General features: G+C 27.4%; 16 protein-coding genes. 3 read left to right on the top strand and 13 right to left on the bottom strand.

What is annotated here, in order from left to right; genetic code table 11:
• Position 1 precedes the first annotated feature (1 nt).
• Positions 2–1,063, top strand: a complete 1,062-nt coding sequence (locus tag AVBRAN_RS04705) for a tyrosine-type recombinase/integrase (RefSeq protein WP_239803683.1) — start codon at positions 2–4, stop codon at positions 1,061–1,063.
• A gap of 355 nt (positions 1,064–1,418) precedes the next feature.
• Here the strand turns inward: AVBRAN_RS04705 and AVBRAN_RS04700 are convergent, their stop codons facing one another.
• The 5 genes from AVBRAN_RS04700 to AVBRAN_RS04680 form a co-directional block, all read right to left on the bottom strand.
• On the bottom strand, positions 1,419–2,582 hold the full coding sequence (locus AVBRAN_RS04700; protein ID WP_239803682.1) for an MFS transporter: 1,164 nt from the start codon (positions 2,580–2,582) through the stop codon (positions 1,419–1,421).
• Between the two features lie 226 nt (positions 2,583–2,808).
• Positions 2,809–3,357 carry a hypothetical protein gene (locus tag AVBRAN_RS04695; RefSeq protein ID WP_239803609.1) on the bottom strand — a complete coding sequence of 183 codons (549 nt, stop codon included), beginning with the start codon at positions 3,355–3,357 and terminating at the stop codon, positions 2,809–2,811.
• Positions 3,358–3,464: 107 nt separating this feature from the next.
• A complete protein-coding gene (locus tag AVBRAN_RS11025; protein WP_275591995.1) occupies positions 3,465–5,093 on the bottom strand; it encodes a molybdopterin-dependent oxidoreductase in 1,629 nt (542 codons plus the stop codon).
• Positions 5,094–5,101: 8 nt separating this feature from the next.
• A complete protein-coding gene (locus AVBRAN_RS11020) occupies positions 5,102–5,953 on the bottom strand; it encodes a molybdopterin-dependent oxidoreductase (RefSeq protein ID WP_275591994.1) in 852 nt (283 codons plus the stop codon).
• A gap of 238 nt (positions 5,954–6,191) precedes the next feature.
• Positions 6,192–7,562, bottom strand: a complete 1,371-nt coding sequence (locus AVBRAN_RS04680; protein ID WP_239803681.1) for a GntP family permease — start codon at positions 7,560–7,562, stop codon at positions 6,192–6,194.
• A gap of 82 nt (positions 7,563–7,644) precedes the next feature.
• Between AVBRAN_RS04680 and AVBRAN_RS04675 the strand changes: the two genes are divergently transcribed.
• Complete coding sequence (locus AVBRAN_RS04675) at positions 7,645–8,148, top strand: gluconokinase (protein ID WP_239803680.1); 504 nt, start codon at positions 7,645–7,647, stop codon at positions 8,146–8,148.
• On the opposite strand, the gene AVBRAN_RS04670 is transcribed toward AVBRAN_RS04675, so the two are convergent.
• Positions 8,145–8,618, bottom strand: a complete 474-nt coding sequence (locus AVBRAN_RS04670; protein ID WP_214118571.1) for a thioredoxin family protein — start codon at positions 8,616–8,618, stop codon at positions 8,145–8,147. The two genes, AVBRAN_RS04675 and AVBRAN_RS04670, sit on opposite strands and share 4 nt — an antisense overlap.
• A 75-nt stretch (positions 8,619–8,693) precedes the next feature.
• Positions 8,694–9,407, bottom strand: coding sequence for a DUF4198 domain-containing protein (locus AVBRAN_RS04665; RefSeq protein WP_214120361.1), 714 nt, complete (start codon positions 9,405–9,407; stop codon positions 8,694–8,696).
• A 196-nt stretch (positions 9,408–9,603) separates the two neighbouring features.
• On the opposite strand from AVBRAN_RS04665, the gene AVBRAN_RS04660 reads away from it, so the two are divergent.
• A complete protein-coding gene (locus AVBRAN_RS04660) occupies positions 9,604–10,236 on the top strand; it encodes a superoxide dismutase (RefSeq protein ID WP_214118567.1) in 633 nt (210 codons plus the stop codon).
• 22 nt (positions 10,237–10,258) lie between these two features.
• Here AVBRAN_RS04660 and AVBRAN_RS04655 read toward each other — a convergent pair whose 3' ends face one another.
• Genes AVBRAN_RS04655 through AVBRAN_RS04630 form a run of 6 tightly spaced genes read right to left on the bottom strand, consistent with a single transcriptional unit; the run spans position 10,259 to position 14,389 of the window.
• Positions 10,259–10,777 carry a hypothetical protein gene (locus AVBRAN_RS04655; protein WP_239803679.1) on the bottom strand — a complete coding sequence of 173 codons (519 nt, stop codon included), beginning with the start codon at positions 10,775–10,777 and terminating at the stop codon, positions 10,259–10,261.
• The gene (locus AVBRAN_RS04650; RefSeq protein WP_214118563.1) at positions 10,770–11,291 is read right to left on the bottom strand and encodes a hypothetical protein; all 522 of its coding nucleotides are present in this window, start codon (positions 11,289–11,291) and stop codon (positions 10,770–10,772) included. Before AVBRAN_RS04650 ends, AVBRAN_RS04655 begins: the two co-directional genes overlap by 8 nt.
• On the bottom strand, positions 11,281–12,252 hold the full coding sequence (locus tag AVBRAN_RS04645) for a hypothetical protein (RefSeq protein ID WP_239803678.1): 972 nt from the start codon (positions 12,250–12,252) through the stop codon (positions 11,281–11,283). Before AVBRAN_RS04645 ends, AVBRAN_RS04650 begins: the two co-directional genes overlap by 11 nt.
• A complete protein-coding gene (locus tag AVBRAN_RS04640) occupies positions 12,245–12,880 on the bottom strand; it encodes a lysophospholipid acyltransferase family protein (protein WP_214118560.1) in 636 nt (211 codons plus the stop codon). Before AVBRAN_RS04640 ends, AVBRAN_RS04645 begins: the two co-directional genes overlap by 8 nt.
• Positions 12,861–14,162: a tRNA (N6-isopentenyl adenosine(37)-C2)-methylthiotransferase MiaB gene (gene miaB / locus AVBRAN_RS04635; protein WP_214120363.1), complete on the bottom strand. Its 1,302-nt coding sequence runs from the start codon at positions 14,160–14,162 to the stop codon at positions 12,861–12,863. The genes AVBRAN_RS04640 and miaB overlap by 20 nt, the downstream gene beginning before the upstream one ends.
• Entirely contained in the window at positions 14,159–14,389 is a 231-nt protein-coding gene (locus tag AVBRAN_RS04630; protein ID WP_214118556.1) for an HP0268 family nuclease, read from the bottom strand. Before AVBRAN_RS04630 ends, miaB begins: the two co-directional genes overlap by 4 nt.
• Positions 14,390–14,466: the final 77 nt, after the last annotated feature.

Here is a 14,466-nt window from a genome sequence, read left to right as displayed (position 1 = left end):
TATGAAATACCCTTTAGATTGTGAAGACAATTTTTCAAAATCATTTTTATTTTGGATAGCTAAATTTCTAAAATTTAAATTAAATTCTTTATCAAATAAACTACTTGAAAAAGCAGAAGAATTAAGAGAGATTAATATTGCTTTAAGTAAAAATAATTTCACTATAGAAGAATTAGATGAGCTAGCTAAAAAATCAAGAAATATAGGAATGATTGGTGTAAATACTTATTTTAACCCTATTAAAAAATTTTACGAGCAAATAATTCACTATAAGCTATATTCCCTAAAACTAATTGATGAAGAATTGGTAATTGAAATTCTATCAAGTATAACAGCAGGTCTTAGTGATGCGAGTAAAAAAAATCACAAAATCGCTATAGTTAATTTTTTTAAATTTTTAAGTTCGCAAAATAAAGATGATGATAGTTCTTATGTTTATGAAATAGAGTTAAAAAACTGGTCAGGATTAAACTCATCATCAGGACACAAACTACCAGAATTTATGAGTGAAGAGCAAATGAAAACATTTTTAAATACTCTAAATAATTATGAGTTTAAAAGTAATCAAGACAGAAATAAACTTGCTATAAAAATCATATTATTTACTGGAGTAAGGGTTAATGAAGTTCTTAGATTAAGGTTAAAAGATATTAGCTATGAAAATGATTTGATAAGCCTTAGAATTCATGCTAAAGGTAATAAATATAGAGTGGTTTTACTAAATATAAATTCCATTAAAGAGCATTTAGAATATTTTAATAATTTCGCCGAACCTAATCAATACTTATTTACAAATAAACAAGGTAAGCCATTAACTCAAGCTTATATATCAAGATTAATTGAAAATGTATTATTAGCAGCCGGTATTCGCAAAGAAAAAAATGGAGCTCATATGCTAAGACATAGTTTTGCTACCCTACTTTATAAAAAAGAAAAAGATTTGTTATTAGTCCAAGAAGCCTTAGGACATGCTTCGCTTAATACTTCAAGAATTTATACTCATTTTGATAATGATAAATTAAAATTAGCAGCAAAAATAGCTAATAATTTAAAAGAAGACTAAAAAGTCTTCTTATGTATCCATCAAAACTATTAAATTAATTTAGCTCAAAACAAGTATAGTCTATATATTAAGCAAAATAACAAATAAAACTAGTAAAAACACTTTTCATCATATAAGCTAATATCACCAAAAAACGAACCTAATCCATAAATAACTCTAAATTACTCTAAATATTTAAACTGAATACCCTACTTTATTTTGAAATTATTCTTTTATAAAGTAAAACTAAAAAAACAACTAGCTAAAATAAAACTTGAATAGATAAAAAAGATTTTTTCATCGTATAGATTGTAATAAACTATTACTAATCAACCTAATCTATTTATTTTTAAATTCTTAAGCTAAATACCCTACTTTATTTTGAACCTATTCTTTTATAAAAGAAAACTAAAAAACAACTAGCTAAAATAAAACTAGCACAAATAAAAAACACTTTTTCATCATATAAGTTATAAAAATACCCACCACTTAAACTACCAAAAAACGCACCTAATCCGTAAAAACTCTGATTTATTCCAAATATTTTTGAGCTAATTTGTTTAGGTATCTTTTTTCTTATCATAGAATAAACACTAGGCATAATAGAGCAAAAACTAATACCGGTTATAAACCTAACTAAGCAAAATAACCAAAAATTATGGCTAGTAAAATAATGCAATATTAAACATATAAACAAAGCAAAAGTGCTAATTAAAATCAAATTAACTTCTCCATAATCTTTTGCTAATTTTGATAATTTCGGAGCAAATATAGCACTAGCAATTCCTGCTAAACTAAAGCAAAAACCTGTAGCTAATTCTTTATGGTCTACTAATTTTGAAACAAATAAGCCGATTATAGGACCTATAAATGTTTGAGAATACTGCACTAAAAACGAAGCTAAACACAAAACTATTACAAATGAATACAAGCCTTTATCAAGCCTTATTTTTTCGCCTTTAGGAACTGGAGTAAAATCTTCTTTTACAAAAAATAATATCAATAAAAATATACTAATTAATAAAAATCCCGATATTGCAAACTGAACTCTAAAATCAAAAAAGTGCATTAATACTCCACCAAACAATGGTCCTAAAAGCGAGCCTGTTATCTGAAATGAGCTAAGTTTTGCAAGAGATACATTCACATCATCTTTAGGAGCATTAACAGCTATTAATGCAATACAAGCAGGGTTAAACCCAGAAAAAAATCCCATAATAAATCTAAGTGTTATAAATGATTCTGCGGTTTTTAAAAATACGCTAATTAACAAGCACAAGCCCATACCAAAACTAGCTCTTAAAAGCATTTTTTTACGACCATATTTATCAGCTAAAATACCCCATAATGGTGCAAACAACGCCATAGTAAGCGTGCTACCAGCATAAGCTAAACCACTATATAAGCTAATCTTATCTCCGCTCACTCCATATTCTTGCATAATAAATGGTAAAAGCGGTAGAATTTGATTAAGCGCTAATGTGCTTAAAAATGAACCTAATGAAACTATTAAAAGCATAAATTTAAAATTACTTTGCATAGGTTTATTATAGTTCTTGTTTGTAATTAAAGCTACTTTTATAGTGAATAATTAAGTGATTTAAAATAAATTGAAAGCTTTAAATATTCGTTGCTTAAGTTAGATTTTATATTTAAAACCCAATAAACCACTAAGATATTTGAAAAAACACTCAAAAGGAATTTAAAAACAAACTTTTAAATTCCTTAATCTTTTTTAGTATTTACTTACACTTTTAAAAATATACTTATTCATCATCGCCAGGAGCTACTCTTTGTAAGTATTTTACTACTTGATAGTATTCATTCTCATCTAAACTTGCATTATCTTGCATAGATTTAATTGTGCTTGGCCATACATTTTTACTAAACTCATCATAAGCATGTAAAGCATGGCATATACCACATCTTTCTTCAAATAATGCCTTACCATCTTCTATAATATCTTTATTTGTAATCTTAGTATTATCAACACTAGCTACTATCTCTACTACTTCCCAAGTATTATCATAATCATCTACTTTAGTTCCTATTACTTTAACAGCATTAGCATCATCAAGATTTACGCTATTTGATAAGACACCTAAAGTATCATAAATAGCTTTTCCACCTTTAGGACGATAGCCTGTAAGTTTTATCTCACTTTTATTATTATCATTTTTAACTATATCAAACTTAGTTCCTATGATAATTGTTCCTATTGTTTTATTATTAATACTTAAAGGAGTGTTTTCTAAAGCATAATTATTAGCTAATAATGAGCTTGTAATTAAACTTAATAATATTAGTTTTTTCATTTTTTATTATCCTTATAAATGTTTTTATACTTATTATTATTTGTTTTTATTACTTATCTTAATAAGTATTTTTAAAGCCTAAAATATACTTTTAGGCTTTATTTAATTTATGCTTTAAACTTTGGTTGTCTAAATAAATCAAGTGCTGGAATTTCTTTAGTATATTTTTCTATTTCTACTAAAGCAGTTGCTTGATTACCACAAGCAAGTTTGCTACTTGGGATATCAGCTATAAGCACATTTACATCTCCGTGTAAGCATAAGCCTTTTTTATTAGGATTATACCAAGAGCCTTCTTGCATTCTAATTACACCAGGTTTAACATATTCAGTTACTAAAACACCACCTAGTATTTCCCCTCTATCATTAAATATACGAACTATATCTCCATTTTTAATACCACGAGCTTTTGCATCAATTGGATTCATCCATAAGCTTTCTTTTCCTTCTACTTCTTCAAAATCTCTTAAAAAAGTATTATTAAGTTGTGAGTGTAATCTATACTTTGGATGTGGAGTTATTAGATTTAATTTATATTTTTTAGCATTGCCTAAATATTCAGCTGGTTCATAAAATTGAACTAAGCCTTTGCAATCATCATAGCCAAACTTATCAATCTTTTTAGAAAATATTTCTATCTTACCACTTGGAGTTCCTAATCTATTAGTAATTGGGTCATCTCTAAAATCTTTCATTTTTACGAAATTCTTAGCTTCTTTAGGAGCTTTAAATTCTACATAGCCTTTAGCCCAGAACTCATCAAAGGTTGGCATTGATAGGCCACTTGCTGCTGCTTTTTCTCTTGATTGTTCGTAAAAGTATTTAATCCATTCATTTGCAGTTTTACCCTCTGTAAAAGCTTGGTATTTTTCTTCACTAAAATGCTTAATAATTCCACAAAAAATATCATAATCATTTCTTGAGTTATACATAGGCTTTATACATTCTTTCATAGCGAAGATATATTTGTTTGTATGTGCTTTAGTTATATCATTTCTTTCTATTTCAGTAGTAGACGGTAGAACTAAATCAGCATGTCTTGCACTAGCAGTCCAAAAACAATCTTGAACTATAAAGCTATCAACCTTAGCAAATGCTTTTAATTGTCTATTTCTATCTTGATGATGGTGCATTGGATTACCACCAGCCCAATAAATTGACTTAATTAAAGGGAAGGTCTTAACTTTGCCATCAAATTCATATTCTTTACCAGGATTTTCAAGCATATCTACTATTCTTGAAACAGGAATTACTTCGTTAGTTCTATTATCCCACTCCCCTTTTATAGTAGTTTTTGTGCTAATTCCTGCAAGTCCAGGAAAACCACTAAAATTATTTGCTTTATCTTCAATATTACCACTATTAGCATTGCCCGTAACTGCACCCGGAGTTGGAACTCCACCATCTGAATAATGGTAGCTAAACCCATATCCACCACCATCAAGTCCAATTTGTCCTAAAACAGATGCAAGAGTTATCATAGCCCAGTGAGCTTGCTCTCCGTGATGAGCCCTTTGAAAACCCCAACCTGCCATAATCATAGTTCTATTTTTAGCCATAAGTTCTGCTAATTCTTTTATTTTTTCTGCTTTTATACCTGTAATTTTTTCTGCTAATTCAGGAGTTTTTGGATTATTCTCATCAAATAATCTTTCTTTTAATTTAGCAAATCCTACTGTGTATTTTTTAAGGAATTTTTCATCGTGAAGATTGTTTTTAATTAGATGATAACACATTGCTTCTACTAAGGCAACATCGGTTGTAGATTAATAAATACTTGCTTAGCACCTAAAAATCTCGCTGTATCATTATATACTGGGTCAATATTAATTACTTTTATTTTTCCATCTTTAACTAATGCTTGTAATTTTTCTAAATAAGGGTAAGTTTCATGTAATGGCACACCCCAAGCAATTTGATTTGTATTAATCATATCATTTGACCATAAAACAACCACTTTTGAGTGTTCTAATACATTGTCCCAAGAAGTTTGCTTAGCACTTGATTCATCAACACCACTAATATAAGGAGTAATTGCACGAATACAATGAGTTGAGTATGTAAGAGTTCTAGTAGTGCAACCTCCAGCTATATTTAACATTCTTCCAAGTAAGCTTTGTGGGTTATTAACGCTTCCAACGCAAAACCAACCATAACTACCGCCATAAACAGCATTAGAGCCATATTTTTCATAAACTCTTTTAAGCTCATTAGCTACTAATTCATAAGCTTTTTCCCAAGTAATCTCAACAAATTCTTCTTTACCCCTTAAGTTTTTAGGAGCTTTTTCAAATCCTTTTTCTAAAACACTTTTTCTAACGCTTGGGTTTTTAATTCTATCTTGTGAATATACTCTATTTACTACACCATTCATAAGAGTTGTTGGTTTAAAATCCCCATTAAAAGCTTTAAATCCTTCAACTTTGCTACTTCTAATAATTGGATGATAAGCTCCAAAATGTGAAGCACTAATTAAGCTTTCATCTATTTTAGGAATAGCGTTTTCACCAATAAAATCAACAGCACCTAAACTTGACGCACTAGCTGCTACTCCTGCTGCACCTTTTAAAAAGCTTCTACGAGATAACTTTTCCATAAATTCTCCTTAAAAATTTAAATAAAACTTAATTTTATAAGTTAGATAAAATTATAATAAAATAATTTAAGAATTAAGTAAATGGAATAATATATTCTTAATTATGATATAGATATTAAATACCCCCCCCCAATAGCAAAAAGGAATAATATGTAAATATAATGAAAACTATATTATTTAAGAAGAATTAATTAAAAATGGAATTTAAAATATAATTTTAAATTCCAAAGTAAAAACACTAAAATACAAGATTAAATAAAGCTAAAATTATAAGTATTAATACAAAACCTATAACACCTATTAAAGTTTCTAGCATAGTCCAAGTTTTAAGAGTTGTTTTTTCATCTAAACCAAATAAGCCTTTTACAAGCCAAAATCCAGAATCGTTAAAATGAGAGCAAACAACACTACCACAAGCTATTGCTAAAACGATAGCAACTTTATCAAATTCTGCAATTGATGTATTTGCTGCAATAATTGGTGCCATTAAACCAGCTGTTGTAGTAAGTGCAACAGTAGCTGAACCTTGAGCAATTCTAATAATTGCTGCTATTATAAAACCAGCTAAAATAACAGGAACGCCTAAATTAGCTAAAGTTCCAGCCAACGCATCACCTATTCCACTAGCTCTTAAAACACCACCAAACATACCACCTGCACCAGTTACAAGCACTACAGAACAAATTGCAGGAAGAGCTTTTTCACAATATTTTTCAAGATTTTTAGCACCTAAACTCTTATTAAATACAATAATACAAATTATTAAAGTAATCATAAGAGCGATTGGAGTTTGACCTATTAGATTTAAAACATTAAAACATATATCATTTTTTGCGATTATTTCTAATTTTTGCATAGATGAGATAATTGCACTTATAAAAATCAATACTACAGGGGTTAATAATATAAATATTACGGTTAAGAATTTAGGTTTATGTTTAATTTCTATTTTTTCATCTTCAAATAAATCTGGTGCTTTAAAATACATTTTTTTACCAGAATAAAGCCCAAATAAATAAGAGCTAAAATACCAAGTAGGAAGACCAATAATAAGTCCTAATATTAAAACCCAACCAACATTAGCGTCTATTGTAGCTGCTGCTGCAACTGGACCTGGGTGTGGTGGTAAGAAAACATGCATTACAGAAAATGCACCAACCGAAGGAAGTGCATAAGTTAAAACAGAACCTTTTAATTTATGAGCTACGCTTAATATAACAGGCAACATTACAATTAACCCTGCATCAAAAAATATAGGGAAAGCAAAAATCAATGAAGCTAAACCTAGTGCAAATGGAGCTCTTTGCACCCCAAAAAACTCAATTAAAGTATCAGCTAAAACTTGAGCTCCACCAGAAACTTCTAAAATTTTACCTATCATAGCACCAATACCAACTAATAAAGCAACACTTGCTAAAGTTGAACCAAAACCACCAAGCATTACTCCTAAAATTTTATCAAGCGGCGTATTGGCTGCTAAAGAAGTTAAAAAACTTATTATTATTAATGATATGAAAGCGTGAATTTTTAATTTCATAATCATAAATAATAATAAAACAACCGCAACTGCGGCAACACATAATAAGTAAGAAGCACTAAGCTCTTGCATTATTTCTCCTTTTATTTGAATTTATGTAATATTAAGAAAAATAGGTTAAAAATAGCAAGATTTTTATAAAAAAGGATAATTAATGAAACATTATAATATTGTTGTAATGGGAGTGTGTGGCTGTGGCAAAAGCACGATAGGTGCTATGATTGCAAATAGTTTAGGGGCTAGCTTTATAGATGGAGATGATTTACACCCAAGAGCAAATATAGAAAAAATGCAAAGTGGGGTTCCATTAAATGATTTAGATAGAGAACCTTGGCTTGAAAGAATTGCTGATGTATTTTACTCAATTTCAAGAAGAAATCGCTCTTGTGTCATAGCTTGTTCTGCATTAAAAAAACAATATAGAGATAAAATAAGACAATCTGGTAAAATTATCTTTATTCATTTACACGGCTCAAAAGAATTAATAATGCAAAGAATGAGTAAAAGAAGCGGTCATTATATGAAAGAAAATATGATTGATTCTCAATTTTCAACATTGGAATTTCCACACAATGAAGACTTGGTAATAAATATTGATATTACTCCACCTATTGGAGAAATTGTTGAAGATGCACTAATAAAACTAGACCAACTTTAATAGTTTTGCATTTCTTCAAAAATCAACATTATCTCTTCTTGCGTTAAAATACCTAAGTGATAATAAAAAGTTTCATCATTGAAATTAACTTCTTTAAATTTCTTTCCAATTTCTGATTTTGGTTTGAAATTTACTCCATCTTTTGTATAAAAAAATTGTATCGGTATTAAAGAAATTGGGAATTTATTCAATAATTCAGGATTGTCAAAAATATCAATATTTAAAATTTTTACATTCAAATTACCTAGTTCATTATAAACTGATTTTAAAATTGGCTGAAATTGATTGCAAGATGAATTACTAGTATTACAAAAATTTAACAATATATTTGAATTATAATTTTTAATAATACTATTATCTATATAAGTTAATTCAAAACCATCTGTTTTTGTATAACTACCTTCGTTGTAATAATAATACCAAATGCCAAAAGCAGCTATTAATATAGCAAAAAACACTTTTGTCTTCATTTTAAAAACCTTTAAATTTAATAAAGGTATTTTAAAATATTTCTTTTAATCCCTAACAATTAGGGATTAAAAATATTATTTAGATTTAAAACTTAAAGTAGCAGTAAGCTGTAAAGTATCTCCGTATCTATCAAGATTATAAGGCAATTTTATACCAGCTGCAATAATTTGCAAGCCATCTTGAGGTTTGCTAAGAGTTAAAGTTGCAATACCTTTTTCATCGGTTGTAATATCATCTATATCATCATTTTGGTCTTCAAATTCAACCCCACTAATAGGTTTTCCATCTAACAATACTTGAACTTTTAATTTATCACCTACTTTTTTGTCTAGTGGATTTTCTAATGGAATTATTTCAAACTTTAATCCTAAAGGCTTACTTGATGCTTCGTCCCAAGCGAATATACTTTTACCCATTTTAAATATTTTTCTAGTTTGGGTTACTTCATTTGCACCTGTAATGTCGGTAATTTCATTTCTAGCTTGAGAATAATGTTTGCCATCTTTTGTAAAAGTATAATAACCAAAATCATAATTTACACTAGCTACTGATGGATTACCTTCTATAAAGATTTTATTATTTAAATAATCATATCCAGCTTTAAGCTTTTTACCCTTAGAATCTTTTGCACTTACACCAAATATTCTATCGCTTTGAAATTGACCCCAGTGATCATCAGCCCAAAATCCAACCTTATAACCATCATCTGTTTTCATTGGAAAAAATTGATGAGCAAATGCAGAACTTGCAACAAAAATACTAGCTAATGTAATTTTACTTAACTTCATAACATATCCTTTTTTTTAAATTAATTTGATATTGATTATTATATGAATTATTTATTAATTTTTTCTTAATTTGATAATAATTTTAATTTTCTTTAATAAATATATTTTTTACAAATAAAAAAGGATTTTAAATAAGATAAATATTATCTTTTTTTTGATATATTTTTAATACAAATTTTAAAATTAAGGAGAAAAGATGTTTAAATTAAGAACATTAAATTATGCAACAAATGCGTTTTCAGGCTTTTTAACTGAAGAAACTTTCAATTATCACTATGGTAAACACCATCAAACTTATGTTAATAATCTTAACAATTTGATTGCTGGAACAGAATTTGAAAAAAAAGATTTAGTTGATATTATCTTAACTTCTAAAGAAGGTATTTTTAATAATGCTGCACAAGTTTATAATCACGATTTTTATTTTGACTGCATTAGTCCAAAAGAAAGCAAAATGAGTGCTGAATTAGAAAAAGCAATTAATGAAGCTTTTGGAACCTGTTCAAACTTTAAAGATGAATTTATAAAAGGTGCTACAGGCTTATTTGGTAGTGGATGGTTTTGGCTTGTATATAATACTACAAGTAAAAAACTTGAATTAGTAAAAACAAGCAATGCAGCAACTCCAATTACTGATAAATTAATTCCTTTATTAGTTGTTGATGTTTGGGAACACGCTTATTATATTGACCACAGAAATGCAAGAGCAGCTTACCTTGAAGGTTTTTATAAGCATATTAATTGGGAATTCGTATCAAGTGCTTACGAATGGGCTTTAAAAGAAGGCTTTAATTCTGTTAAATTCTATGCAAACGAATTGCATAAATAATTCTTAGCCTACTTTTGTAGGCTTATCTTTTATATACTTGAATGTTAAATTGTGCTTTTATCAAATTCTTATCAGATTTTAAAACTATTGGGAAATGAACTCGTAAAATATTTGGAAAATTATCTAAAGAATCTATGAAATCATAAAAAATAGTTGGACTTGTTATTTTTGTGCTTACTGATAACTGATAGCTTACATAATCTTCGCTAAAATCTAAATTCTTATCTAAATTCACTTCATCAAAAAAAGTCTTGCAATGATTTTTAAATTTTTCAATATCAAATTCATTATGAATTTTTGCTAAATTGGTTTTATTCTCTGATAAATAATCATTTAATTGTCTTTCAATACTTTCATTTTTTGCTTTATTTTGCTGAAATTTTGAATTTGAAGAGCTTAAAACTTCATTTGCAACTTTTAATTTATTTACACTTGGAATTATAAGCAAAGCACTAAGAGTAAAAATAGTAATCAAAAATATACTCAACCATAATAGCAACTTTACTATATCAATTTTAATCATACTATTATCTTTATTCATTAAAACCCTCAGAATTTTCAATAGTGTTAATGCTTACAAAGTTATACCAACCAGAATTTAATTGTATAAAATTAGTTTTTGATGTTTCAAAAATACTTTGAAGCGGTGTTTGCAATAAATTATTATAAATTTCTTTTGTTGGAGTAATTCCTTTAATCAATAAGCTTTTTTGCTCCATTAGAACTTCATTTAAAACTATACTATCAGGAACTAAGTCAAATAAATTTTTTATACTCTTTTTTAAATTTATATTAGAAGCTTGTATATCACTTACTAAAGCTATATATTCTTTATTTAAAATAATTTCATTCCTATTTTTTCCTATTAATTCTATCATTTTATCACTATTTTCTTTGGCTTGTTGTGCGTCGCTATATGCTAATTCTTGTTTTATTTTTATAAATACAGCAAAAAATATAATTACAAAAATAATGAAGATTAAAAAATAAAAGCATAATTTATTAAATTTATTTAATATAGGTTTTTGTTCAGCATTTTTAAGACTATATATCAATTTTTGCTCCTAAATCATTACTGCTTAATTTTAACATTTCCTTAAATATATCAATTGTATATACAATAGGCTTTATTAATAATTCACTTTCAATATAAGAATGCATAGCTTTAGAGCTTTTTTCGTGTTCAAATATAATAATATTATTAATAAAATCACTATCATAAATATTGTTATTATAAAATTCTTTAATCGCACTATTTATATATTCAAATATTTGCATATCCAAGCTAAATGATTGTAAATTTTCATTCAAATCAGAATTTAAATCAGCTCCTAAATCAAAATTATCATCAACCTTTACATTATCAAATTCATCAAAATCAAGTTCTTCTAATGTATCGTTATTGCTATCTAATTCAATTTCTTCTTCTAATTCTAAAGTTTGATGGTCTTCTTCATTATCTTTGTTGATTTTAAGCTCAAAATAACTACCAAATTTAAATTTCTTACCATCATAAATCATTAAAGTAATGAATTCTCCGTATTTTAACACAAATAAACTTATGCCATCAAATACAAAACCATCTGATTTTTTATCTTGAATTAGTTTAAACAATATGCTAAAAGGAGAATAAATTAAATCCACTTGCAATTCATCAAAAACAATATCAGCATTAATTAATTCAGTTTTTGCCGCATACAAAAACGAGTTATCAAAGATTTTTAAACTAACAGCACTGCTATCAACACCAAATTTTTGTAAATCTGTTTTATTAATTGTCGGCACCATTCCTTGACCGATACTAGTAAATAAAAGTGAAACATAAGTAAAATAATGATTATCAATTAAGGTTTTTATATATTTTAGTAATTTATTTTTATCTTCTTCAATAAAAGTTCTTTGATGAATTTTAATAATTTTTTCATTTTTAACAGAATAAGCTTCTATACTACAACTTTTATCCTTAATTACTAAATTAATAAAAATAGTTGATAGGTATTTTCTTATATTAAACATAAAAACCTTCTTCATTTAATTTAAGCTCTAGTTTATTAAATTCCTTATTTATTAAATTAACAGAATTTTCTTCATCTAATAATATCGGTTTTGAAATAATATAAGCAATTGTAGAAAATGGCTTAGCTAAAATCATCTTATCCCAGCTTTTAGCCCTATAAAATCTACTTGCAGCATTATCAAAAATAATCGTAGGAATTTTATATTTTAAAGCTATTTTATAAGAACCTGCTGAAATGCTATGATAAGGCCCTCTAGGTCCATCAGGAGTAATATATACATCATGACCTTGTCCTAAAAGACTTTTAATTTCAAGCAATGCTTTAACTGGAGAATCATAAGTGCTACCCCTAACAGCATTTATATTAAAGTATTTCATAACACTAGCAATTAATTCTCCATCTTTGTGATTACTTATTAATACATAAGGCTTTTTTTTATAACCATTTTTCTTCATATAAGCAAAAATAAAAGCCATCATAGTAAGTTTTCCATGCCAAAAAAGCACTATGCAAGGCTCTTTAGGTAAAGTTTTTTCTCCATAAAATCTTTTTTTACAAGTTAAATAAATAATATTTAAAAGTATAAATATTATAAAAGCTAAAATTTTAACTTTGTATTTCGCCATAAAGGGTTGTCCTAGAAGTCTTTGTAATCTTTACATCAACCATTTTTCCAAGCAATTCTTCGCTACCATTTACAACTATTAAGAAATTATTATCACTTCTTCCTGCTATAGTTTGATTTTCTCTTAATTCTTCAAAATATACTTTATAAGTTTTATTTAATTGTGCTGCACTAATCTCATCTAAAATTTCATTGTATAAACTTTGTAATTTAGTTAGCCTTGCACTTGCTATATTTTCAGGAATTTGATTTGGCATTGTTGCTGCAGGTGTTAGTGGTCTTTTAGAATACTTAAATGAAAAAATTTGCTCAAATCTAATTTTTCTCATTACATCAAGTGTTAATTCAAAATCTTCATCGCTCTCACCAGGAAATGCCACGATAATATCTGTTGATATACTAGCACTTGGAACTAATTCTCTTAATTTTAAAGCCCTATTTATAAACCATTCTCTAGTATAGCCACGCTTCATAGCTTTTAAAATACTTGTGCTACCACTTTGTAAAGGCATATGCATACTTTTACAAATTTTAGGATTTTTTGCAAAAGTTTCTAAAAACTTATCATCCATATGAAGTGGGTGTGGGCTAGTAAATCTAATCCTTTCAAGCCCATCAACCTCGCTAATCTCATTTAAAAGGTCTGAAAAATCCATTTTAGGATGGTTACTTGAAAATCTTTTACCATAATTATTTACATTTTGTCCTAGCAAAAATACTTCACTAGCTCCGTTGCTAACGGCTTTTTTTACTTCATTTAAAATAATATTTTTTGGAATACTTAGCTCATCTCCACGAGTGTGTGGGACGATACAATAAGCACAATGCTTATCACAACCTATCATAATATTTACATAGCTTTTATAAATACTATTTCTAAAATCAGCAAAAGCAAAATCGCTTTCATCGTAATTTATATCATTACTTATAAATTTTGGAGTTTTAATTGCTTCTGTTATACGGCTAATATTTCTTGCACCTAACACAAAATCAACTTGTGGAGCACGCTTAAAAATCTCGCTACCTAAATGAGAAGCTGTGCAACCACAAACGCCTATTTTTGCTCCTTCTTTTTTCTCTTTTAAAAAACCACCTACTTCACTAAAAAGCTTATGGACTGGTTTTTCACGCACACTACAAGTATTTATTAATATTAAATCAGCTTCTTTTTTATCTGTAGTTACTTCATAACCTTCTTTAGTGGTAAGCTCTGCAATCATACGCTCACTATCGCGAACATTCATTGCACAGCCTAAAGTTTCTATATATAATTTTTTACTCAAAGTATATGTACCTCATAAATAAATTCATCTTCTACTAAACCATATTTAACCGTATTTACATATACCTTAAAATTATTTAATTTTTCAACTAATTTTGTAATATCTTCACTAGAATTTGAATGGTCTAAAAATATAACCTTTTTTTCTTCAAGTATTTTTATAACTTCTTCAATAGTAACTTCTTTTGGTTTTGAATTTAAAGTTTGTTTTGCTAATTTAAATTTCATCTCATATCCTTTTTTAAATTAAAAAAATAAAATAATAACAAAAAGTTCTTTCATTAAACTTATTAAAAGTTATTTTT

Origin of the sequence: Campylobacter sp. RM12651, from assembly GCF_022369475.1 — a bacterium.
GTDB lineage: Bacteria > Campylobacterota > Campylobacteria > Campylobacterales > Campylobacteraceae > Campylobacter_E.
The sequence above is the reverse complement of the archived record's forward strand: the minus strand, read 5'-3'. Positions and strand labels throughout refer to the sequence as shown.